Annotated in this window: 15 protein-coding genes and 2 pseudogenes; 10 read left to right on the top strand and 7 right to left on the bottom strand. The window is 67.2% G+C overall.

Features of this window, described 5'->3' with window-relative positions:
• Positions 1–285: 285 nt before the first annotated feature.
• Together R6Y94_RS39850 and R6Y94_RS39855 are read left to right on the top strand one after the other, a co-directional pair.
• Positions 286–6,324 (top strand): RHS repeat-associated core domain-containing protein, encoded by a 6,039-nt coding sequence (locus R6Y94_RS39850; protein ID WP_318402079.1) that lies wholly within the window; start codon positions 286–288, stop codon positions 6,322–6,324.
• A 148-nt stretch (positions 6,325–6,472) separates the two neighbouring features.
• A complete protein-coding gene (locus R6Y94_RS39855; RefSeq protein WP_318402081.1) occupies positions 6,473–7,702 on the top strand; it encodes a hypothetical protein in 1,230 nt (409 codons plus the stop codon).
• Between the two features lie 1,677 nt (positions 7,703–9,379).
• Here R6Y94_RS39855 and R6Y94_RS39860 read toward each other — a convergent pair.
• Positions 9,380–9,916 carry a helix-turn-helix domain-containing protein gene (locus R6Y94_RS39860; protein ID WP_318402083.1) on the bottom strand — a complete coding sequence of 179 codons (537 nt, stop codon included), beginning with the start codon at positions 9,914–9,916 and terminating at the stop codon, positions 9,380–9,382.
• Between the two features lie 56 nt (positions 9,917–9,972).
• Here R6Y94_RS39860 and R6Y94_RS39865 point away from each other — a divergent pair, with 56 nt between their 5' ends.
• From R6Y94_RS39865 to R6Y94_RS39880, 4 genes are all read left to right on the top strand, one after another.
• Positions 9,973–11,505, top strand: a complete 1,533-nt coding sequence (locus R6Y94_RS39865; protein WP_318402084.1) for an MFS transporter — start codon at positions 9,973–9,975, stop codon at positions 11,503–11,505.
• 122 nt (positions 11,506–11,627) lie between these two features.
• Complete coding sequence (locus R6Y94_RS39870) at positions 11,628–12,332, top strand: SDR family oxidoreductase (protein ID WP_318402086.1); 705 nt, start codon at positions 11,628–11,630, stop codon at positions 12,330–12,332.
• Complete coding sequence (locus tag R6Y94_RS39875; RefSeq protein ID WP_318402088.1) at positions 12,329–12,811, top strand: PaaI family thioesterase; 483 nt, start codon at positions 12,329–12,331, stop codon at positions 12,809–12,811. The genes R6Y94_RS39870 and R6Y94_RS39875 overlap by 4 nt, the downstream gene beginning before the upstream one ends.
• Before the next feature lie 351 nt (positions 12,812–13,162).
• Complete coding sequence (locus tag R6Y94_RS39880) at positions 13,163–13,636, top strand: MarR family winged helix-turn-helix transcriptional regulator (RefSeq protein ID WP_318402090.1); 474 nt, start codon at positions 13,163–13,165, stop codon at positions 13,634–13,636.
• A 107-nt stretch (positions 13,637–13,743) separates the two neighbouring features.
• Here R6Y94_RS39880 and R6Y94_RS39885 read toward each other — a convergent pair.
• Positions 13,744–14,150: pseudogene (locus R6Y94_RS39885) on the bottom strand (helix-turn-helix domain-containing protein); the annotation flags it as partial.
• A 269-nt stretch (positions 14,151–14,419) separates the two neighbouring features.
• Between R6Y94_RS39885 and R6Y94_RS39890 the strand changes: the two are divergent.
• Both R6Y94_RS39890 and R6Y94_RS39895 read left to right on the top strand, forming a co-directional pair.
• The gene (locus R6Y94_RS39890; protein WP_318402091.1) at positions 14,420–14,950 is read left to right on the top strand and encodes a YceI family protein; all 531 of its coding nucleotides are present in this window, start codon (positions 14,420–14,422) and stop codon (positions 14,948–14,950) included.
• A gap of 178 nt (positions 14,951–15,128) precedes the next feature.
• Positions 15,129–16,091, top strand: coding sequence for an MBL fold metallo-hydrolase (locus tag R6Y94_RS39895; RefSeq protein WP_318402093.1), 963 nt, complete (start codon positions 15,129–15,131; stop codon positions 16,089–16,091).
• A 324-nt stretch (positions 16,092–16,415) separates the two neighbouring features.
• Here R6Y94_RS39895 and R6Y94_RS39900 read toward each other — a convergent pair whose 3' ends face one another.
• From R6Y94_RS39900 to R6Y94_RS39920, 5 genes and pseudogenes are all read right to left on the bottom strand, one after another.
• Positions 16,416–17,270: an enoyl-CoA hydratase/isomerase family protein gene (locus tag R6Y94_RS39900; RefSeq protein WP_318402094.1), complete on the bottom strand. Its 855-nt coding sequence runs from the start codon at positions 17,268–17,270 to the stop codon at positions 16,416–16,418.
• Between the two features lie 18 nt (positions 17,271–17,288).
• Positions 17,289–18,295: pseudogene (locus R6Y94_RS39905) on the bottom strand (thiolase family protein).
• A gap of 62 nt (positions 18,296–18,357) precedes the next feature.
• Positions 18,358–19,329, bottom strand: coding sequence for an alpha/beta hydrolase (locus R6Y94_RS39910; protein WP_318402096.1), 972 nt, complete (start codon positions 19,327–19,329; stop codon positions 18,358–18,360).
• Positions 19,330–19,353: 24 nt separating this feature from the next.
• Positions 19,354–20,199, bottom strand: a complete 846-nt coding sequence (locus R6Y94_RS39915; RefSeq protein ID WP_318402098.1) for an MBL fold metallo-hydrolase — start codon at positions 20,197–20,199, stop codon at positions 19,354–19,356.
• Between the two features lie 80 nt (positions 20,200–20,279).
• The gene (locus R6Y94_RS39920) at positions 20,280–21,005 is read right to left on the bottom strand and encodes a hypothetical protein (RefSeq protein WP_318402100.1); all 726 of its coding nucleotides are present in this window, start codon (positions 21,003–21,005) and stop codon (positions 20,280–20,282) included.
• Positions 21,006–21,590: 585 nt separating this feature from the next.
• Here R6Y94_RS39920 and R6Y94_RS39925 point away from each other — a divergent pair.
• Positions 21,591–22,049 (top strand): GNAT family protein, encoded by a 459-nt coding sequence (locus tag R6Y94_RS39925; RefSeq protein ID WP_318396684.1) that lies wholly within the window; start codon positions 21,591–21,593, stop codon positions 22,047–22,049.
• 186 nt (positions 22,050–22,235) lie between these two features.
• Positions 22,236–23,474, top strand: a complete 1,239-nt coding sequence (locus tag R6Y94_RS39930) for an IS701 family transposase (protein WP_318396683.1) — start codon at positions 22,236–22,238, stop codon at positions 23,472–23,474.
• The last annotated feature ends 25 nt before the right edge of the window (positions 23,475–23,499 follow it).

The following is a 23,499-nucleotide window of genomic DNA, read 5'->3' on the forward strand; positions in this document are numbered from 1 at the left end:
CTGCTCCGTACCGCAAGACACGTATCCGCCCGAACCGTCGGTCGGGCCGGTCGCGCCAGGGCCGTCCTCGCCATCGTTGTGCTCGTCCTGGGCCTAGCGCAGGGAACGGCCCGGGCCGAGCCGAGCCCGGAGTACACGGCGCCGGCGGCCCAGCCCGACAAGCCGGTACCGGTGACCCGGGTGGCGCCGGCCCGACCGCCCGCGACGGCCCCGATGCCGGACGGGACGAGGAAGCCTGCGCCGGCTTGGCCGACGCCGGGTAGTGCCGAGACGTCGGTCCCCCGGGTGCCGGTCCAGGCGCGCGCGGACGAGGCCGGCAACGCGCAGGCGCGGGCAGGTGCGCTGCCGGTGCTGGTCGGGGCGCCGCGGATCGCAGACCGGGGCCCGGCGCCGGCCAGGGTACGGGTGCAGGTGCTGGATCGGAACAGCACCGAGCGGGCCGGCGTGCGGGGCGTGTTGTTGCGGGTCGGCCGCGCCGACGCCGACGTACGGGCCGCAGCGGTCGACATCACCATCGACTACCGTCAGTTCCGCACCGCGTACGGCGCGGATTGGGCGTCGCGGCTGCGGCTGACCCTAGTACCGGAATGCATGCTGGCGGCGCCCCGGCAGAAGTGTGCCGCAATCACGCCACTACCGTCACGTAACGATCCGCGGGCCGGCACGGTGGCCGCCACCGTGCCGTTGCCGGCCGGTTCTGCCGGTGTGACCGCTCCGTCCGCCCTGATCGCGGTATCGGCGGCATCCACCGGCCCGGCAGGGAGTTTCGCCGCCACCTCGCTTCAACCCTCGTCGACCTGGACCGCCGGCGGCAGTTCCGGCGACTTCACCTGGTCCTACCCGATGCGAGTGCCGCCGGCCCCGGGTGGGCCAGTGCCGACCGTGGGCCTGGCCTACTCCGCCCAGTCGGTGGACGGTCGGCACGCTGCCTCCAACAACCAGCCCTCCTGGCTGGGCGAGGGGTTCGAGACGACCGCCGGCGGGTTCATCGAGCGGCGCTACGAGGGCTGCGCCGAGGACATGGAGGACGACGCCAACAACACCAAGAAGACCGGTGACCTGTGCTGGGCGACGGACAACGCCGTCCTGTCCCTCGGGGGCCACTCCGGCGACCTGATCTACAACGCCGCGACGGACCGATGGCGGCTGCGTAACGACGACGGCTCCCGGGTGCAGCGGCACACCGGCGCGAGTAACGGCGACAACAACGGCGAGTACTGGGTGGTGACCACCGGCGACGGGGTGCAGTACTGGTTCGGCAAGCACCGGCTGCCGGGCTGGAGCAGCGGCGAACCGGTCACGAACTCGACCTGGACCGTCCCGGTGTACGGCAACCACGTCAACGAACCGTGCCATGCGACGGCCTTTGCCAACTCGAGTTGCCACCAGGCGTGGCGGTGGAACCTCGACTACGTCGTCGACCGGCACGGCAACTCCGCCTCCTACTGGTACCAGACCGAGACGAACAAGTATGCCCGCAACGTCGACTCCGACGACGTCGTCAGCTACGTCCGCGGCGGCTACCTCGACCGCATCGACTACGCCACCCGCCGTACCGGCGACGTCGACAGCATTTTCACCAGCGACGCACCGGCCCGGGTCGACTTCGACGTCGACGACCGGTGCCTGTCCGGCTGCGGCACGCACGACGAGTCGCACTGGCCCGACACACCCTGGGACCAGGAATGCACCGAGTCGACGTGTGAGACATTCAGCCCGACGTTCTGGTCCACCAAACGTCTGAAGACGGTGACCACGCGGATCCGCAACGGCACGGACTATCGCGACGTCGAGCGGTGGACGCTCACCCACACCTTCCCGGACCCGGGCGACGGCACCCGGGCCGGCCTGTGGTTGTCGAAGCTGTCCCACACCGGTCTGGTCGGCACCGCGGTCAACGTCCCGGACGTCGAGTTCGCCGGAGTGCAGCGGGAGAATCGGGTCGACACGATCGACTTCGCGGCGGCGATGAACTGGTGGCGGATCTCGCAGATCCGGTACGAGACGGGAGGCACGCTCAGCGTCCTGTACAGCGACCCGGACTGTGTGGCGGGCACCCGGGTGCCGTCCGAGCCGGCCTCGAACACGCTGCTGTGCTATCCGGTGCGCTGGACACCGGAAGGGTACGACGACCCGGTCGTCGACTATTTCCACAAGTACCTCGTCACCACCGTCTACCAGGCGGACAACACCGGCGGTGCGCCGCCGAACGGCAGCCCGCCCACCGTGACGACCTACCGGTACCTGGGCGACCCGGCCTGGCACTACAGCGACGACGACGGTCTGATCGAGAAGAAGGACAAGACCTGGTCCGTGTGGCGCGGCTACGCGAAGGTCGCCGTCATCACGGGCGATGCCGGCGAGCAGACGTACCAGGAGACGACCTATTTCCGCGGTATGCATGGTGACCGGGCCGCCTCCGGAACCCGTACCGTCCCGGTCACCGGTACCGGGGTGCCCACCGTGAACGATGAGGACGCCTACGCCGGCATGACCCGGGAGACCACGGTCTTCGACGGCCCCGGCGGCGCGGTCGTCTCCAAGCAGGTTCACGAGCCATGGCAGTCGCCTCCCACCGCCTCCCGAACCGTCAACGGCGATGCCGTGCACGCCCGTTACACCGGTACCCTCGCCAGCCACGAACGCACCACCCTCGACGGGGGACGTGGCGAGCGGGTCCGGACGATCCGCAACACATTGGACGCCTACGGGATGCCGACCGCGGTCGACGACTCGGGCGACACCGCCGTCACCGGCGACGAGATCTGCACGCGGTCCACCTACGAGCCACGGAACACCAACGACTGGCTGCTGATGTTCAGCCATCGGGTCCGGTCATTCGCGCTGCCGTGTAGGGCAGCTGGGGACGACGCCGAACTGACCGACTCCGACCTGATCTCGGACACCCGCACCACCTACGACAACCAAGCCCACGGCACCGCACCCACCGAAGGCCTGGTCACGAAGACCGAGAACGCGAACGCGTGGAACGCGGGCAACCCCGATTACGACCAGGTCAGCCGAGCCGCCTACGACGCACAGGGCCGCATCACGAACTCGTGGGACGCGCTGGACAACGAGATCACCACCGTCTACGAACCGGCCGGCCTCGGACTGGTCACCCAGACGGTCGTCACCAACCCGCTCGATCACGTGACAACCACCACCATCGAGCCCGCCTGGGGCGTACCCACCAGTATCACCGACCCGAACGGCAAGCGTACGGAGACCGGCTACGACGGCCTGGGCCGGCTGACCGCGGTCTGGGAAGCGGGACGGGACAAGAACACGCAGACCGCGAACACGAAGTACAGCTACCTCCTCCGCAACGACGCGCCCAGCGTGGTCAGCACCCACACGCTCAACGCGGCCGGCAACTACCTGGACACCCACACCCTTTACGACGGGTTGCTGCGTCCACGCCAGACGCAGTCATGGTCCGCCTCCGGCGGGCGCCTGCTCACGGACACCTTCTACGACACGGCGGGCCGGTCGGTCCGTACCCACGGTGCCTACCACGCCGCCGGCGCCCCAGGCACCGAGCTGACCACCGCCACCGACTGGCAGGACATAGCGAACCAGACCACGACCGAGTACGACGGCACGGGCCGACCGACCGCCGAAATCTTCCACTCCTACAGCGAGGAGCGCTGGCGGACCAGCCGATCCTTCGGCGGAGATCGAACCGACGTGACACCTCCGGCCGGCGGCACCGCCGCCTCGACCGTCACCGACGCGCACGGCCGCACCGTGGCCGTCCGTCAATACCACGCCAGCACTCCCACCGGCACGTACGACGCCACGAGCTACTCCTACAACCGCAAGGGCCAACTCGCCGAGGTGACCGACGCGGCCGGCAACGCCTGGTCCTACACCTACGACGTGCGGGGCCGACAGGTCACTGCGGCCGATCCGGACAAGGGGCTCACCACGAGCGGATACGACGTCGGTGGACGGCTGACCTCGACCGTCGACGCCCGCAATGTCCGGCTCACCTACACCTACGACGCGCTCAACCGGCGCACCGCGGTGCAGCAGCCCGGCGTGGGGACCAGGGCGCGTTGGACCTACGACACCATCGCCAAGGGCCACCTCTACCAGTCGGTTCGGTTCGTCGGCACCGCCAGCTACACCACGCGGATAACCGCGTACGACGACGCCTATCGTCCGACCGACCAGTCCGTGATCATTCCCGCCACGGAGACCGGTCTCGCCGGCACCTACACGTTCGGCACCTCGTACAACGCCGACGGCACCATCGCCGCCCGGAACTATCCAGCCACCGCCGGCCTGCCGGCCGAGTCCGTCTCGTACGTGTACGACGAGACGACGGGCATGCCGGTCAGGGCGAACAGCAACTTCAACAACACCGCTCTCAGCTATGTCTCCCAGACCGGCTACAACGCTCTCGGGCAGGTCACCACGCTCCAGCTTTACACCGGAGTGCACACTGGGCTCGGGGCGCGGGTTGACCAGACGTTCACCCACGAACTCGGTACCGGCCGGCTCACTGCGGTCCGCACCGACCGGCAGTCCGTCTCGCCGTTCACCGTGGCGAACACCGAGTACGAATACGACGACGCCGGCAACATCACTCGGGTCAGCGACGTGGCCACGGGTGACCATCAGTGCTTCGAGTACGACCACCTGCGCAGGCTCAATCAGGCATGGACGCCCACCTCCGGCACCTGTGACACCCCGAGCACCGCGCGGGTGGGCGGTCCCGCTCCGTACTGGCAGTCGTGGACCTACGACGTCACAGGTAACCGGCTGAGCCAAAACGATCATGCCACCTCCGCCGGCGGCATGAGTCGGCGGGTCGATTACACCTATCCCGACGCCGGATCTGCGCGACCGCATGCGGTCACCGGACGGACGACCACGATCGGCGCCAGCGCGACCACCGTCGGCTACGCGTACGATCTCGCCGGCAACACCCTGACCCGGCCCTCGGCTGCGGGCACCCAGACGCTGACCTGGGATCCGGAGGGGCATCTGGCCAACAGTGTCGATTCGACCGGCACTACGGAATACATCTACGACGCCGACGGCAACCGGCTGATCCGGCGCGATCCGAGTGGCAGGACGCTCTACCTCCCCGGCCAGGAACTGCGTTACACCACCGCAACCGACACTGTGGCCTGCACTCGCTACTACACCTACCGCAACGCCACGATCGCGTCCCGCACCACGGCCGGGCTGACCTGGCTGTCCGCAGACCATCAGGGGACCGCGACGGTCGCTATCGACGCCGCGACCCAGCAGGCCACGATCCGTCGGCAGACACCCTTCGGGGAGTCCCGCGGCGGGACGCCGCTCTGGCCGAACAGCAAGGGCTTTGTCGGTGGCATCAGAGACAACACCGGGCTGACCCATCTCGGGGCCCGGGAGTACGACCCCGACATCGGCCGATTCATCTCCGTCGACCCGGTGCAGGACCTGAACGATCCTCAGCAGTGGAACGCGTACGCCTACTCGAACAACTCGCCGGTCACACTCTCCGACCCGGACGGGCTCAAGCCGCTGATTGGCAACAGTGGCTGGGACGAGCCGTCGCTGTTCGACGACGGGGGCTACAAGCTCACGAACAAGGGCGGCAAGTGGACTACCGAGAAGATCCGTTCGAGTAAGTGGTTCGACTATTATCGGAACACCGTCATACCGCCGAAGGATGTGAAGTTCGACCCCGTATACGGGTGGGATGTCAAAGAAACAACGCTGTTCGGTGCGGCGACGGTGTACGACAAAGACGGGAATCTGATCGCCAGCGACGACAATTTCCGGAGCGGTGGCGGCACGCTCGATGGCGAGACCAGCCGGTGGGACAAACACGTCGAGCCCCGGGTCGTCAAGTGGTACGAGTCAGCCGGCGTCCTCAAGCCGGGCAGCACGCTCTATATCACGGTGAATGAGCCAGGGCGCGAATCCTGCACGCAGTGCGCTCCCCTGCTGCGAAAGACCGCCGATCGGCTCGGCATTAGGGTCGTCTACGAAGCGCCGGGCGCCGCGCCCGTGGTCTATGGGGAGAACCATGCGAAAGCGCCGCTCAAGGGCGCCCCGGCCGCACCGAAGCGTCCCCTCAAGTCGACAACGCCGAAGGTGCAGCCCGCACCGCCCGCCGGACTGTTCGACGAACCTTCCGGAAAGCCCGGCGGGGCACCGCCGAAGGGCCCCAGCGGCAACGTCGGACGCGGCATCGGTGGCGCGGCGGGCGTGGTCGGAGTCGGCGCCGACATATATTTCTTCGGCAGGTACGGTCCCTGTGGCCTGATGCCAGTCGACATTCCCCAATGCAGGCCTCCGCTGCCGGGCAGTACGGCATAGCGGCTCGGCCGTAACCGCCACGCTCGGGGTGTGGGTGCAGATCGCTCGATCGATCGGCACCCACTCTGTCGACGTTATCGGCGTGGGCACACGAGCATCGACGCAGCGAGCCGTGGGAAGGAATTTCGTCGATGTTACGATCTCACACATGCCCGAACCGACTGTTGAACTGGACAGGATCGACTGGTCATCTTTGATCGATTCCTACGGCCGACCAGCGGTGGAGGTGCCGCACCTGTTGCGGAGCGTATGGTCGGCCGACCCGCAGGTGCGACGGAGCGCGTACGAGCAACTCATAGGCCGGCTGGTCCATCAGGGTTCGTCCTGTCCGGCTGCCCTCGCCGCCGTACCGTTCCTGATCGATCTGGTTGCCGATTCGCAAGCTCCGGACCGGTTCGCCGCGTGCCAGGTGCTGACTGCGGTGGCTATCGGCGACGAGACCGGCTGGCTGACCGACTCCCCGGATCCGGTCGCGATGCGGCGGGAGGTGGCCCGCACCGCTGTCCTGAGCGTCGCGGAACTCGAACGGGAGCGGGCAGCCTGGGCCGCTGCAGGGCGTACCGAACACGAACGGCGGATGCGAGCCATAGCGGTGGCCGGCGACGACGTGGAGGCGCGGCGCGCGGAGGCCCAGCAGGAATTGGCCGCGTACGACGCGGTCCGGGTGGGCGTGCCAGTTTACGCGGCCGCGCTGCAGTCGCCCTTTCTGGCCGTACGGTTGTACGCCGCGCATCTGCTGGCCTGGTTTCCGGAGGAGCGCGAGATCGCGGTACCTGCGCTCACCCGGCTCATCGTTGAGGAACAGAAGCCTGTTGTGGCTGCCACCGCCTGCCTCTCGGCCAGTCTCTGCGCCAGCCCGGACGACCGGTTGCTGATCGACGCACTCACCGCTCGCCGAACCGACGGGGACCGCATGGTGTGCTCGGCTGCCGTGATCGGCCTCGCCCGCGTGGTGTCGCATCCCGACCGGGGCCTCATCGAGGACCTGTACGAGTCCCTGCTCGACACTGCGGAGCCAGAACCGCTCCTGCCGTTCCAGGACGGTGATCTGTCTGCCATGGCCGCCTTCGCGGCCCGCCACCTCGGCGGCGACAGCGCGCAGGACCGGGTCGACGTGATCGCCAAGCGGCTTGAGGCCCGGCGTGACCTCGACCCACTCACGCAGGTGCGGGCGTTGCTGGACGCGGCGTTTCCCTCCGGACCGATTCCCGACGGCACCGCGTTCGAGGATCTTGCTTCGTGGCAGCACAGAGCGGTCCTCGCCGTGTGGCAGAGCCGTGCCCTCGACGGGGGACCGATGGTGTCGATGACGCTCGGCCGGTTCAACCTGCCGACGACGAAGAATGAGCTCCGGGTCTGGTGCGGACTACCACGCTGAGGCGGCAGGCCAGAGACCGGAGGATCACCTGCGGCCGAGTGCCGACCTGCTCGGTGTGCAGCTTGACCTTCAGATTGATTCAGGATGCCTGTACCGTGCCAAAACTTGTTATACCTGGGTGACCTGGTGTTGTGAAGATCGTTTCAGGCTGCCCGCTGTTTCTCGTTGATCACCCGTGAGTCGTCGTCGGTGTCGTTTGCCGGGACGATGCGGTACATGGGGCGGTCGGACGCTGCACTGGGTCGACCCGACTGATGTCACTCATCGAGCCGTGGGCGTTGTCGGGGGCAGATTGGGAGCAGGTCCGCACTCCCGCGGTCAGTTCCCAAGTCCTACGGCTCTCTGTCGCTCGATCGGGTGAGGTGCAGAAGAGCTTGGTACGCCTCGAGCGGCAGCCGTGCCGCCACTGGCTGCGCGAGCACACCGATCCCGCCGACACGATCCTCTGCCTGGGGATCGACGCGAGTGAGCGAGCCACACCGACGCCATCGAGCCAGACCGGCGGCCCTGGCCCGTGCGGTTCCCGATGTGGGAGGATCGCAACGTTTGGCGGCAAAACGCGGCGGGTGCACGGAACAGCGCGCTGCGCCCTGTGTTGGCAGAGCCCCGGCATCATCGTCGCTCAGGATCAACATCAGATCTTCCCGATGGTCGTTTCCTCACCACGACCGTGGAGGTGACTCATTCTGGCCGGGCAGCCTCGTATCCGTGGTGGCAGGTGCCCCGGCCCGCTTGGCTGCATCGGTGGAGAGCGGGCTTGCGCGGACAGGTCTGGACGGTGCCGCATGACGGCTCCCACACTGGCCGTGGTCACGACCGTGGTCACACATCAAGATCAAAGGCCTGTCCTTTGCTGACATTCGGTAGCAGTTGGCGTCATTGACGCCGGGGAATTTTTCCTGCTTGACGTATGCATCGGCATCGCGCGGCATGGCGTGACAGAATTGTTACCAGACTGGCAGTGTAGGGGTCAGGGGTTCGAGTCCCCTCGGCTCCACCCAAAACCGCAGGCCAGCGGCATTTGCAAGCGATGCTTGTGAATGCTGCTGGCCTCGCGTATCACATCGTCTCACGACATGGAGCCCGTTCCTCTCGGATGGGCCTACCTCGGTGGTCGGAGTATGCCGGAGCAGCCGCAAGCCTTGCTTTTCTCCCGGAGCAACTTCCCTGGTGGTAGTGGCTGCGTCAGCCCGTTGGCCCGTCCGGCTCGTCGAAGTTTGCCGGGTCGGAGACCGTCGGCGAGGCACCGCACCACATCGAATGTGTGCTGAGCATGCGCGCTTTCCGCCCCTGCCTGAGCTGCCGTTTGGGGGTGCCGACGCCTGTGATGCGCTGAGTTGGCTGCCGTGCACGACGAAGCAAGTAGGGCAGGCCCGTCACACGGAATGGGGCACTGGCTGCCGGTTTCCGGGCGCGACGATCCACGGGGCCGGAGACAGCGGATCACCTCAGCGGTGCCTTGAGCGGCGCCCTGTTCGAGTTGTCCAATGCCGGGCCGGAGGCTCGGTCGCGTTTCGAGGGCCGTGTTGCAGAGCCTGCTGGCGGATCCCGGGCAGAATGTCCGCGGCGCCGGTGCTCGAGACATGCGGGGGCGCCACCCCAGACGCCGTTCTCACCGTCCGCATTTGCGCCATGCCGATCACGATAGAACCGACCCGTTTACTGCGTGCCTCCTGGTCACAACCCTCCGGAGGCGGTGACGTAGGCCTCGTCCTTCAGGCGCACAGCCGCCTGGTCGAGCGGCACTTCGTGGCCCTTGGCGCACATGACGTTGGCTGAAAGCGGCGCCTCGCAGTCGCGATGAACGAGCTCGACGCCGGTGCGGTGGTCGTCGCCGAGTAGTTCTCCCCACTGGATCAGGGCAACGACGATCGGGAAGAGCTCGCGCCCGCGCTCGGTGAGAACGTACTCGTCTCGGGTGCGCTTGCCGGTCTCTTGGTAGGGGCGCCGGTCGACAATGCCGTTGGCGTACAGCTGCTTGAGTCGCCCGGCAACGACGGCCTCGCTCAAGCCCGTGCGTCGGGCCAGCTCGTCGAACTTCGTGCCCCCGTAGAAGAGTTCGCGGACCACCAGCATCGCGGAGCGCGTGCCGATCAGATCGAGCGAGCGCTCGATCCGGCACCAGCCCTTCGCCGCCCACTCGTCACGCTCGGAGAAAGCACCCAGACGCTCAAGGACGTCGGAGGGCTCGGCCTGTCCCTCACCGTGGTTCATGGCACCATCCTACCTCTGGCTTTGCTCATCCCAAGTCAGAGTGTAGGGTGCTGGCTATGGTTTCCACTAGCCAGGATCGTGGTGGGCCGGCTGCGCCACCCTCCGTAGCGAACAGGTGGCCGAGCCTGTTCGTGGTCTGCATTGGCGTGATGATGGCCTTCATCAACGCCTCGTCGACCATCGGGGCGCTCGCCTCGATCCAGGACGACCTCCATGTCTCGGGCGGCACCCTGGTGTGGGTCACCAGCTCGTTCACGCTCGCGTTGGTGAGTCTGGTGATGTCGGCCGGGACGTTCGGCGAGCTCTACGGTCGCCGCCTCACCTATCTCGTCGGCGTTGTGCTCTTCGCCGTCGGCAGCGTGACAGCGTTCGCGGCCGACGGCCCGGGGGTGTTGATCACAGGTCAGGCGATCATGGGCGTCGGCGCGGCAGCGATCCTGCCGTCCGGCCTGGCGATTGTGAGCACGAGCTTCCACGACCCCCGCGAACGCACCGGTGCGATCAGCATCTGGGCGAGCTGCGCTGGACTCGGCCTGGCGATCGGGCCCCTCGTTGCCGGCTTCCTGCTGGACCACTTCTCGTGGCACAGCGTCTACCTCACCAATGTCGTCCTCGGCGTCATTGCGATCGTGCTCACCTTGCTGGTCCTGAAGGAGAGCAAGCACCCATCACGGCAACTCGATCCGCTCGGCGTCGTCCTGGGAACGATCACGGTCGCGGCGGCGACGTACGCGATCATCGAGGGCGGCGCAAGTGGGTACAGTGAGCCGCTCATCGTCGTGGCCTACGTGATAGCCGCCGTCGGTGCGATCGCCTTCCTGCGGGTCGAGTCGACGCACCATGACCCGATGCTCGATCTGAGCCTGTTCCGTAGCGCGTCCTTCACCACGGTGATGCTGGTCGGCGCCGCCGCGATGTTCGGCTTCGTCGGGATCGCGCTGCTCAGCGTCCTCCACCTAGAACGGGTCGCCGGTCACGACGCACTCGGAGCTGGCGTGCGACTGATGCCGATGATGGTCACCTACGTCGTATTCAGCGCCATCGCCGCCCGGATCGTGCGGTCCGTCGGCTTCACCGTCACCCTGACCGCCGGACTTGTACTGATGGGCCTGGGGGCACTCTCGCTGCTGTGGAACGGCGCGGACGACGGTTACTCCCACATGTGGCCAGGCCTGGCACTGGCCGGCATCGGCAGCGCACTACTCGTGTCACCGTCGACTGCCGCAGCCGTAAACAGCGTCAGCCCTCTTCAAGCGGGCATGGCGTCGGCAACAGTGAACCTGTTTCGCCAGCTCGGCTCGATGCTCGGCCCAGCCGTCCTCGGCACCATCGCCACCAGCCGCTTCCCCGCACTACTGGCCGACGATCTCGGTGGCGACGGCCTACCTGCTGACCGTGCCACGTCAGTCGCCACCGCCATCAGCCACGGCCAGGCGCCGACAGTCGATGACACAACGCTCGAGTTACTCGGCCACGCCGTGCCCGACGCCTTCTCCGCGGCCTTGCACGGCGGACTGCTCACCGGCGGCATCGTCCTGCTCGTCGTCGCAGTCCTCGCCGCGCTCTTCGTACGCCACCGCCACCCCTGAAAGGAACCCATCGATGACCGCCCTGCTCAACGACCTCGAAGAGACCGGCGGCCGCCACGGCCTCCAGGTCATGTGCGAAGCCGGCGACCTCGCCAACACCACCATCATCGAAAGGACCTGACGTGCCCTCCCTCAATGGAGCCGTCGTGCTCATCACCGGGGCCAACGGCGGCCTCGGCACCCACTTCGTCCACCAGGCCCTCGAACGGGGTGCCGCCAAGGTGTACGCTGCCGCACGCAACCCGCGGGACTGGAACGACGGCCGCATCATCCCCCTCGTCCTGGACGTGACGTCGCCAGAGTCCATCGCGACGGCGGCCGACATCGCCAACGACGTGACCGTCGTCATCAACAACGCCGGCGCCTCGAACGGCTCCAGCGTGCTCGGCGACCTAGCTGCGGTACGCGAGTTGTTCGAGACCAACTTCTGGGGCGCACTCGCCGTGACCAACGCATTCTCCCCTGCGCTCAAGACCTCGCGGGGCACCGTACTTAACGTGCTGTCCGTCCTGAGTTGGCTCGGGATCGGCGACGCCTACAGCGCGACCAAGGCGGCCCTCTGGCAGGCGACCAACACACAGCGCATCAAGCTCGCCCCCGCAGGCGTGCACGTCGCCGGGTTGCATCTCGGTTACGCCGACACTCCCATGGCCAAGAGAGTCGACGCCCCCAAGCTCGACCCGGCCGACGTCGTCCGCTCGGCGTACGACGGGATCGAAGCCGGCAGCTACGAGATCCTCGCCGACGAGCTCAGCGGCCAGGTGAAGGCCGGACTTGCCGCGCCCATCGAAGCGCTCTACCCGCAGCTTGCAGGAGCCCGCGCATGACCCGAGAACGTGCATACACGTGGGAAGACCCCAAGATCTTCGTTGACGCCGCCGCCGGGCTCAGCGGACTCGACTTTCTCAACAAGATCGGCAACGGAGAACTCCCACTCGTTCCAGCCGGCGCCACCACCAACATCCTGCCCGTCGCCGTAGGAGATGGCTGGGCGGAGTTCGAGCTGCAACCCGCCGAGTGGCACTACAACCCCATCGGATCAGTCCACGGCGGCATGCTGGCAGGGCTCGCTGACTCCGCTTTGGGTTGCGCGGTGCACACCAAGCTGCCGGCCGGCGTGGGCTACACCTCACTCGACCTGACCATCAAGTTCACGCGTGCCGCGAACCTCGACAGCGGAAAGCTCGTGTGCCGTGGCGAAGTGGTGACCATCGGTAGACGCGCCGCCACCGCCGAAGCGCGTATCGTCGATGGCAAGGGACGCGTTGTGGCGCACGCCGTCGCGACCTGCTTGCTTATCGGTTGACCCTGCTCGCCGCGAACGGCGTCGGCCGTTCGCCGAGCCACTGGAGAATCGGGGCTACGCGGACAACCCGACACACCTACATGGCGTGACGGCTCTTCGAAGACCCGCTGTCCAGCGGGTAGGTACTGGCAGGCCGATGCCAGGCAGGCGAACGTAACCGTCCGGATCAGCGGTGACGCCGGGTTGAGCCCGGACGGCGCCGTGAGCGAACGGAGGGTCCGTCGCCAGCGGGGTCCAACAGAGCTGGCGTCGCGGGCGCGCGGTGGGGTGCCGAAGCCCAACCGGTCGATGCAACCCACCGACGTCCGATAGTTGCGCTCGGACGCAACTACGGCACGATAGACTGTTCCGGTGACCGCCCCGGTGCCCGGCCTAGACGCCGACGAGGAAATGCTCTGGCGATCCCTGGTCGAGGTGCTCATCAGGCTGCCTCGCGTACTAGACGAGCAGTTCAACCGGGAGATCAACATGAGCATGACAGAGTACTCGTTGCTCGTCGCACTCTCCGAGGCGCCAGATGGCGAACTTCGCATGGGCGACCTGGCTACCGCGACCGCGTTGTCGCGCAGCAGGATCAGCCGTGTCGTCGATGACATGGTCCGTCGATCATTGATAAAGCGTCGTAAATCCGGGCAAGATGGTCGAAGTTCGCTTGCGGGCATCACCCCGGAGGGCCTGGATAGGCTCGCCGCGGCATACCCGGGCCATCTCGCCCGGGTCCGGTCGCTGGTCCTCGACCATGTCACCAGGACCGAGATGCGAGTGATGACCCAGGCGCTGGGCCGCGTGTTGACGGCGTTACGTGAGTCATCCGACAACGACTAGGTGTACTGCACTGCACAGGGAGGTTGGTCAACCTGATGATGGGTGGCCGCCGATGGCGGTGTGGGGTCGGTGGTGATTGTAGCGATGTAGGAAGGCGGGTAGGGCTTTCCTGTGTGCGTTCTCTGAGGTGTAGAAGCGGGCGAGGGCCCGGCCGTGGGTCGTGGTGCGGTAAGGCGGTTGATCCGGCACCGGGTCAGCACGGCGTGCACCGTCGAGGCCGGCATGTTCAGTTGGCCGGCGATCTGGACCGGACCGAGACGCTGTTTCTACCGCAGGTGAACGATCTTGCGAACGGTGGCTGCGGTGTCCGCGACGGGCTGCGACGTGGGCGTTATGACCGGTCCGCCATGCCCGCCACACCGTGTTCGACGTACCGGTCGGCCCACCGTTTCGCGGTCGGCCAGGAGACGTCGTAGCGTTCGGCCGCCCGGGCGACCGGCCAGCCCTCGTCCACGATCAAACGCGCCAGACGCAGACGTGCGCGAGGGGTCAGGGCAGCGTTAGCGTGGGACACGAAGGCCTCCTGGTTTGACGGAGCGGTTCCTGGACAGCTCCACTCCACAACCGGAGGCCTTCACCCACCTACGACATCAGATCGTGTCGTCACACGATCTCAACCAACCTCCCTGGGCAGTACAACTTAGCCGCCGCTGCGGGCGATCTGCCACGGCTACCGGCAAGAGATGTCACCCACTAGTTGCTTGCAAACGCAACTAAAAATCTTAATACTGGTGATACCTGGCTCGGCATCAGGCCGCGCCACCACTAGAAGCGGGGCAACTCATGGCAGCACCCCGGCGCCCGGACGTTTCCATACCTGCAGGCGACTACCGCATCGACCCCAGCCTCTCGTCGGTCGAGTTCGTGACCCGTCACTTCTTCAACCTCGGCCGAGTATCCGGCCGCGTCAGCGTGATCGACGGGCAGATCCGTGTCGCTGACCCACTTCGGGAGTCCTTCGTGACCGCGCGGATGGCGGCCAGCAGCTTCAACAGCGGCATCGGCTTGCGGGACTGGCAGGTAAGGTCGCCCTTCTTCCTGCACGCCCGCAAGCATCCGTACATCACCTTCGAGTCCACCGCGCTCGTCCAGGCGGCGCCGGACGTTTGGATGATTCGCGGGCTGCTCACGGCCAGGGGCGGGGCCGCGCCAGTCACCCTGCGTGTCGCCCGGGGTGACTACGCCGACGGCCACGGACTGGCCATCACGGCTGAGGGACGCGTAGACCGCTACGCCCATGGCGTCCGACTGATGAAGGGCTTTGCCGCCCGCCATCTGGACATCTCCGTGACCGTCCATGCCCGGAAGATCTGAGGCCCGGGTAGAAACCCTGCTTCTGTCTGCAAGACCTTGGGAGACTTCGATGACATCCTCTGCAACGTCCGACCGACGTTCTTTCCTGCGCCGGGCCTCCGTCGCGGCCGCGGTACCCGCCACCGCCGGACTGGTTGGCCTCAACCTGACCGGGGACGCCCACGCCGCCCCCCAGGCAGTGGCCACCGATGCCCTGCCGGACTACGCACCCGTCCCCGCTGACGCCTTCGGCCCGGCGGTGAATGAGTCCGGATACTTCGTGGGGCGGGTCCGCGGCGACCTGTACTGGGTCACTGATAGCTTCTATCAGGCGATGTTTCTTACGACCACCGACGGTGTGGTCGTCGTCGACGCACCGCCGACCATCGGCCGGAACCTGCTTCGGGCGATCGAGGAGGTCACGCGAGCTCGCCAGCGACCCGCCCACGTCACTCACCTCATCTACTCGCATTCGCACGCCGACCACATCGGCGCGGCATCGATCTTCGACCGCCGCGTCACCAGGATCGCGCACGCGCGAACCAAGGGGCTGCTCAAGGTGGCCCGGGACCCCAACCGGCCCGTTCCGAACGTGACGTTCGAGGACAGCTACACGCTGCGCGTGGGCGGTGAGCGGATGCAGCTGTCCTACCACGGCCCCAACCACAGCCCGGACAACATCTTCATCCGCGTCCCGTCCGCACAGACGCTGATGGTCGTCGACGTAATCTTCCCCGGCTGGGCGCCGTTCCAGAACCTCGCCGAGTCACAGGACATTCCAGCGTGGATCGCCGCCCACGACACGGTACTGGCCACCCCGTGGCACACCCTGATCGGCGGACACCTCGGCAGGCTCGGAACCCGCGCCGACGTCCTGCTGCAACGAGATTACGTCCAGGAACTGGTCGCCAGCACCCAGGCCGTGATCGGCGCTCTCGACCCCACACCGTTCTTCGTCAAGTACGGCGCCACCGGCAACGCCTGGGCCATTTTCAAGGCGTATCTCGATGCCGCCGCCGGTCAAGCGGCTGCCCCGGTGATCGCCAAGTACACCGGGCGTCTGGCCGCCGCCGACGTCTTCACCACATCGAACGCCGCCGCGCTAGTCAACTCGACTCGGATCGACGCCGGCAACCTCGGCCCGTTCGGCACACACCGGTAGCAGGACCCGAGCCGCTTGCCTCAGGGACGAATGGTGGATCAGACCCACGCATCTCTCCGCAGCTTCAAGGCGCATCTCCTCCCGGGAGGAGATCCCCCAATCGGTGCCGTCTGCCCACCACAGTCCGGCCCTGCTCGACGTCGACAGAGCGATCAGCAGTCGGCTCGCCCCGCGGATCCGCGGGGGTGTCGCCGGCGGAGCCCTCGGTTCCGCCGCTTCGCACCGTGAGCGCCTCGGCCGCGAAGTGGTCGAAGCCGTCGGCTTCACCGGAGGGGTAGCGGTGCACTGGTTCTACCGCAGCCGGTCACGATACGCATGCCGTGCTCACCTCGTTCCGTACAGCGTGGGCAGGTCGAGTTCGGCGGGAGCGAACGAACCACCGGCCTTGACGCGCAGCCGCTGCTGGAGTGCCTTGACCGTGTCGGTCGAGGTCAGTCGGAGGATCGCGTCGAAGCTCTCGCGCAACTCGGCCTCGCTCGGTGGCGGCAGGCGCTTGTCGATGAGCCGCTTCGCGGTGCTCAACGCGGCCGGGTTGAAGCTCGCGATGCGTCGGGCGAGGGCGTCAACGTAGCCGTCCAGTTCCGCGTCGGGCAAGGCTCGGTTGACCAGGCCGTACGTCTCGGCGGTGCGGGCGTCGAAGTCGTCGGCGCTCAGCGCGATCTCCAGCGCCCTGGACCGGCCGACATGCCGCGGCAGCCACTCCAGGCCGCCGCCGCCGGGCACGACGCCGAAGCCGACCTCGATCTGGCCCAGGAGGGCCCGTTCGAGGCTGGCGAAGCGCATGTCGCAGGCGGCGACGAACTCGTTGCCGATGCCCCGGGCACGGCCCCGGACCTTGGCGATGCTGACCACCGGGGCGGCCGTGAGCCAGATGCTGAACGCCGGCCAATGCTCGATGATGTTCTGCGCTCCGGGGATGTCGGGAACCTGGTTGATCGTGGCGAAGTCCATGTGCGCGAAGAAGAAGTCGGGGTTGCCGGACTCGAAGACGACAACGCGGATCTCGTCGCCCTTTGCCTCGATGTACTCCCGCAGCAGGTGGAGTCCGGCGAAGACGGTCGGGTCGAAGAGGTTGAGCGGCGGGTTGTCGATCACGACGAGTAGGTACCCGTCGTCGGGCTGGGACACGTGCACCACGTCGCTGGCGATCAGCGACGGTGCCGCTGGTGTTGTACTCATGGTTGTCCTCCGGTTGGTTCAGGTGTCGAGTCGTCCGATGATGGTGGCGCTCGCAGTGCCGCCGGCCTCGCACATCGTCCGCAGGCCGTAGCGGCCGCCGGTGCGCTCCAGCACGCCCAGCAGAGTGGCGAGGACCTTGGCGGTGGCCGGGATGATGCCGGTGAGCATGTAGATCGGGTCGTCACCGACGACGGTGGCGGTGTGGACACGCGCGCGGGCACGCCAGCCCCGCCGCCGGGCCGTCTCGCTTGTGGTCAGCAGCAGCGCGGCCGAGCCGTCGTTGAGTGGGCTGGAGTTGCCGGCCGTGACGTTCCAGTCGATCTCGCCGAAGCAGCGGAGCCAGCGTTCGTCGGCGAACGCGGTCGGCAGGCCGGCGCGCCGCTGGGCGCTCGTGTCCGGCCGGATCGTCTCGTCCCAGGCGGATTCGGTGCCGGGCACCGGGGCCACTTCGGCGGCGAACCGTCCGGATCGCCACGTCTCGGCCGCCCGGTGGTGGCTCTGGGCGGCGAACTCGTCGAGCCGGGCGCGGGACAGCGTCCACTTCCGGGCGATCAGCTCGGCGCTGACGCCCTGCGGGATCAGACCGCCGGGGTAACGGGCGGCGACCGAAGGGCCGGCCACGTCGGCCCGCACTCCGCCCACGAGCGCGCTGCTGCCGATCGGCACCCGGCTCATGGACTCGATCCCCGAGGCGGTGACGATGTCGTACGCCCCGGCGGCCAACCCCTGGGCGGCGAAGCTGAGCGCCTGCTGGCTGCTGCCACACTGCCGGTCGACCGTCACGCCGGGCACCGACTCCGGCAGCCCAGCGGCCAGCGCGGCGAGCCGGCTGGTGTTGCTGCTCTGCTCGCCGACCTGCGCGACCGCCCCGCCGATCACGTCGTCGATCTCGGCCGGGTCGAGCCCAGGCACCCGGGCCAGCAGGCTGCGCAGCGCGTGGGCGTGCAAGTCAACCGGATGGACCTGGGCGTAGCGGCCGCAGGTCTTGCCCTTGGCCCCGGTGTGCGTACCGCCTCGACGATCATCGCGTCCCGCACCACATTTCCTTGCTCGTTCTCCTTGCTCGTTCGTCGATTCCTGGGTTTGGTCAGCGAAGGAACGCCAGCACCTCGCGGCCGAAGTCCTCGGCGTGCTGGAAGAGGAAGCCATGCCCGGCGTCGCCGTAGATCACGAGCTTCGTGTTCGGTAGCTTCTGCGACATCGCCCAGCTGCCCCAGGGATCGATCATCACGTCGTGCGCGCCGTTGGCGATCAGGATGGGCTGGGCGAGCTCCTCGATGCGGTGCCAGTACCCGCCGAAGGTGGCAACGGCCTGTATCTGCGCGGCGAGCGCCTGCGGGTTCACGCCGGACTTCGCCCCGGCGAGCCGGGTGTCGAGGCGGCGCAGCGATGCCAGTCCGGCCCGCCGGCCGGCTTCGTCGGCCGGGAAGAACAGGTACAGGAAGTCCTCGTCCACGTTCTCGGGCTTGGTAGCGACCTGCCACGTCTGCGCACTCATGCGGGGCATGTTCGGCACAGCGCCGCCCGGCGCGCTCCCGGCTATCACGAGGCGCCGGACCAGTTTGGGCCGCTTCAGCGCGACACCCTGCGAGACGTACCCGCCCAGGGACCAGCCCAGCAGGTCGGCCTCGCCGACGCCGAGCCCGTCGAGGAAGTCGACGACGCCGTCGGCCAGGTCTTCCACGGAAGTCGCCGGCGTGCCGGAGGAATAGCCCAGGCCACGGTTGTCGAAGACGATGACGTCACGCTCTGCGGCCAGGACATCCAGCAGCGCCGGGTCCCAGTAGTCGATGGTGCCCCGGAAACGCAACACCATGACCAGCGGGACGCCGCCGGTCGGACCCATTCGGCGATACGCGTACGTGGCGCTGCCGGTGGTGACGTACCGCGTTTCGACTTTGTCCGCCGCGTAGGTCGTGCTCATTGGCTTGGTCACTTTCGGTCGTGCTGAGACGTAGAGGGCGACGGCGCCGTCCCAGAGGTCGCCGGGGTTGAGCCGGGTGTTGGATCCCAGGGCCGACGGGGCGGAGACGCGGCCGACGGGACTGTCGTCCGTCAACGGTCGAGGGAGTCTCGTGGCCCTTCATCGGTAGAGAGCGAGAGCGCCGCTCCACAACGCGCCGGGGTTGAGCCTGTGGGGGTGACGCTCGACCATGGCGTGGAAGAACTCGATGGCGGATTCGCACTCCGGTAGGAGCTCGTCGACGTCGTCGAGGTACTGGCGGGTCTCGGTGATGATGCGTGTGGCGTCGTCGTCGAGGTCCTTGTTCTTGTGGCCTGTGACGATCCGGTGGGCGTTCAGATCCTCGACGGTGTCGATAGCCTTGCGCCACGCGTCGCGGCCACCGTTGGCAGATTCCGCAAGGTACTGGTGAACGCCGTTGTAGAGGGCGTCGCCGGCGGCGACCAGGCTGAGATGGGGAACGTGCAGGACGGCGGTCCCATCGGTGTCGCTGTGCCCGACCTCGATGATGGCAAGTTCGTGGCGCTCGAGCGGGAGGAAGCCGCCCTTCGCCACCTCTGCGGTAATCGGCACAGCGGGGATCTGGCCCGGCAGAATTTTGTCCCAGTAGACCTCCCGCAAAGCCACATTGCGGTGCATCTGCTCGATGGCGTCCGCGGTTGCGACAACCCGGGCGCCGAAGCGATCGGCGAGGAGGCTTGCGGTGAACCAGTGGTCTCCATGGCCGTGGGTCGCGAAAATGTGTGTGAGGTTCTTGCCGCTTGCCTCGACCCAGTCGCCGACCGCTTGAGCCTGGTCGACGGTCAGTGGCGGATCAACGAGCACTGCGTCCTTCTCGCCGTGAACAAGCACAGTCGACAGCGGCGAGAACACACGTCGGCTCCCATCAGGAACTGGCTCCGGCACCTTGAGCGGGATGGGGTCGGAAACGAAGACGCTGTAATTGAGGTCGTTGTCAACGATCATTGACTCTCCTATAAAGACATTGGCGGCCGGTCCAGAGTTTCCGGTTATCCGACCATCGAAGGGATGGGCCTGGGGCCGCTTCACTCAATGTTGATCTCGGCCAGGTCGATGGAGATGATGATCGGGCCGGCGAGGGGGGTGTTGTCGTCGGCCACGGGAACCACGTAACGGTGTGTGGGAAACACCAGACCCGAGACCGTACGGTGTGCGTCGGTATAGTGGGCGGCGAGTGCCGGCGCCTTGCCCTGGATCTCCACCCGGTAGTCATGGCGGCGCAACAGACCAGAATCGTCGTAGTAGAACGTCTGCTCCGTACTGTGGGTCGCGATATCCGGGGGGAACGTAGCCCGAAGTCGGCGCCACTGTTCCCCGGCTTCACGCCAGGGCTCCACCTCTTCCGTCTGGACGCCCGGGAACGTCAACAAGTACGGCGCGGTGAGATAGTTCCACAACGCATAACCGCCGAAGTACAGTGCGTGCAACTGGTCCCATGCGCTGGTCGGCCCCAGGCCGCCGAACGCGTCGCGTGGGTCGTGTCGTTCGTGCAGCACAGTGCCATCCCGCTCCTCGATGGCGACGCGGCCGGGAGTATAGATGCCTCGGCGGCCACGGTTCGTGAAGTTCGCGAAAACACCGCGCTGCCGCTGCACGTCAAGCGTCAGATCCGTGTTGGCGAAAACGTCTCCTTGTTGACGACTGGGCAATGCCACGCCACCGACGACAGCCTTCGCGTGGATCGTCGTGGCCTGCCGCCACCGGTCCATTCCACCGTGGGCCTGGAAAACCAGGTCGAGGAGATCTCCCATGGGTAAGGCTCACTCTCATCGTCGGAACGCAACGCTGACTTCAGAAGTTAAAAGCTAGCCTGCTGGCGATGGTTTTGTGGAGTCAGGGGGCGATGATGCGACGAAGGTCATGCCCTGGCCCCAGGTTAGATCCCGCGGCCGTGCGGGTTGGCCGGAATGGAGTCGTGAAGGTTCGTCGATGAACGCGGTGACGCTGGTGGTGGACTTGTGGCCTTATGAGCGAATTCGAGACGTCGGCCCGGTATTTGGAGTTCGACATGTGATCGCCCGGGCCATGGTCCGGCTACGGCCGTCGGGTAGCAGGTTGGCCAGGACGTGTTCATCGATGACGGCTCGCCCGCGTGCTACGCGGCCAAGCCGGCGCGTGCACTCTGAGCATCTTCGTGTGCCCATCCGAGTGGAGGTTGACCGTGTGGGTGGTTGATCTTTGTTCGTCAGCTCGTCGTCGCTTGCCGGTGGAAGTCCGGTCCGGGCAACTCCTGCCCGGACCTCACTTCCTCTAGTACTCCAGCAGGAGATCCGTCGCGGCCGTCGGGAACCGGTGGTCGGCTTGACTCCCGTCCGGCCGGTGCATTGACTGTGTCCGTGCGAATCGTGCCCATGACGGCGGAGTACGCGGCCGACATCGTCACCTGGCAGTACCCGGCGCCCTACGACTGCTACGACATGACCGGGGTCGCCCCGGACTTCCTCGTCGATCCCGCCAGCGGTTTCCACGCCTTGGTCGACGACGGCGGGCTGATCGGTTTTCGTTCGTTCGGTCCGGATGGCCGGGTGCCGGGCGGTGTCTACGACGCGGCGGCGCTCGACACCGGCGGAGGGCTGCGGCCGGAGCTCACCGGACGCGGCCTGGGCCGGGAGGCCATCAGAACCGGGCTGGCGTTCGGCGCACGGCAGTTCGCGCCGCAGGTGTTCCGGATGACGATCGCCGCGTTCAACGTCCGCGCGCAGAAGGCGGTGCGATCCCTCGGGTTCGAGGCGGTCGGCCGGTTCGCGGCGTCGACCGACGGCCGGGACTATGACATCTTCACTGGGCCCGCCTGATCGGCGGTTACTCCTCGTCGAGCAGCCCACGGACAGAACCTGGCCTGCGGTGACGGTGTGGTTTTGTCCGTGGACGGCGAGCAGCCACCGTCGAGCCTGAGGTTTGTGAGGACCAATCAGGATGCGGCGGTGGCTGCCGCCTACAGGGTAGATGCTCGGCGATGGTCGCAGCTGTTCGGCGAGTTGATGGACCCGATCGAAGCACGTTTCAGCCGGCCGGAGCCGCGCAGACGGGTCCGGGACTTCGTGGCCGGCCTGTTGGCGCCGTTGCCGACGAAGAACTGTTGGACGATCGCCGAGCACGCAGGCGACGACAACCCGGGCGGGATGCAGGATCTGATCGGCAGGGCCAGCTGGGACGACGCGCTGGTGCGTGCCGACGTCCGAGACTTCGTGACCCGCCGGCTGGGTCACCCGGACGCGGTGCTGGTGATCGACGAGACGGGCGACCTCAAGAAGGGCGTCCACACTGTCGGGGTGCAACGGCAGTATTCCGGCACCGCCGGAAAGATCGAGAACTGCCAGCTCGCGGTGCATCTGACCTATGCCTCACCGCTCGGGCACACCCTGGTCGACGTCGCGCTCTATTTGCCGAAATCGTGGTCCGACGACCCGCAGCGGCGGGCGGAAGCGGGCGTGCCCGAGCATGTCGGGTTCGCCACGAAACCGCAGCTGGCCCGCCGTCTGATCGAGTCGGCGGTGACCGGCGGGCTGCTCTGCCGGTGGGTCACCGGCGACGAGGCCTACGGCGGCGACCCTGCTTTGGCCACGGCGCTACGAGGGCATCGGTTCGGCTACGTCCTGGCCGTCGCCTGCTCGCACCGGGCACCGACCGGCCTCGGTATTCAACGCGCCGACCAGATCGCCGCCGGCCTGCCCGCACATGCCTGGCAACGGATATCGGCAGGCGAGGGCGCGAAAGGGCACCGCTATTACGACTGGGCATTCGTCACCCTGCCCGCGGCCGCCGACCAGCACGCCGGCCATCACTGGCTGCTGATCCGCCGCAACCGCACCAACGGTGAGCTGGCGTTCTACCGCTGCTGGTCACCGCACCTCGTGCCGCTGCACCACCTGGTCACCGTCGCCGGCCGCAGGTGGAGCATCGAGGAATCATTCCAGGCCGCCAAGACCGGACTCGGCCTCGACCAGCATCAGCACCGCCGCTGGAAAGCCTGGCACCGCTGGACAACCCTGGTCATCGCCGCACACGCCTTCCTCGCAGCCGCGACCGCCCTGTGCACCCCGAGCCCACACGGCCTGATCGCGATCACCGTCAACGAGCTACGCCGCCTGTTCCACGCCCTGGTCATCGAACCCGCCCGACGCACCGCCGATGCAATCGCCTGGTCCATCTACCGCCGCAGACACCAAGACGCCGCCAAGACCAGTCACTACGCCAGACAAGCCTTCACCGAACCCTGAAACAGATCTCCTGCTGGAGTACTAG

Source organism: Plantactinospora sp. KLBMP9567, assembly GCF_033446045.1.
Lineage (GTDB): Bacteria > Actinomycetota > Actinomycetes > Mycobacteriales > Micromonosporaceae > Plantactinospora.

What these genes read in the sequence shown, in the direction of transcription:
- R6Y94_RS39855 (WP_318402081.1), top strand. Translation starts at nt 6,473, where the DNA reads ATGCCCGAACCGACTGTTGAACTGGACAGGATCGACTGGTCATCTTTG.
- R6Y94_RS39860 (WP_318402083.1), bottom strand. Translation starts at nt 9,916, where the DNA reads ATGAACCACGGTGAGGGACAGGCCGAGCCCTCCGACGTCCTTGAGCGT.
- R6Y94_RS39865 (WP_318402084.1), top strand. Translation starts at nt 9,973, where the DNA reads ATGGTTTCCACTAGCCAGGATCGTGGTGGGCCGGCTGCGCCACCCTCC.
- R6Y94_RS39875 (WP_318402088.1), top strand. Translation starts at nt 12,329, where the DNA reads ATGACCCGAGAACGTGCATACACGTGGGAAGACCCCAAGATCTTCGTT.
- R6Y94_RS39890 (WP_318402091.1), top strand. Translation starts at nt 14,420, where the DNA reads ATGGCAGCACCCCGGCGCCCGGACGTTTCCATACCTGCAGGCGACTAC.
- R6Y94_RS39900 (WP_318402094.1), bottom strand. Translation starts at nt 17,270, where the DNA reads ATGAGTACAACACCAGCGGCACCGTCGCTGATCGCCAGCGACGTGGTG.
- R6Y94_RS39915 (WP_318402098.1), bottom strand. Translation starts at nt 20,199, where the DNA reads ATGATCGTTGACAACGACCTCAATTACAGCGTCTTCGTTTCCGACCCC.
- R6Y94_RS39920 (WP_318402100.1), bottom strand. Translation starts at nt 21,005, where the DNA reads ATGGGAGATCTCCTCGACCTGGTTTTCCAGGCCCACGGTGGAATGGAC.
- R6Y94_RS39930 (WP_318396683.1), top strand. Translation starts at nt 22,236, where the DNA reads ATGGACCCGATCGAAGCACGTTTCAGCCGGCCGGAGCCGCGCAGACGG.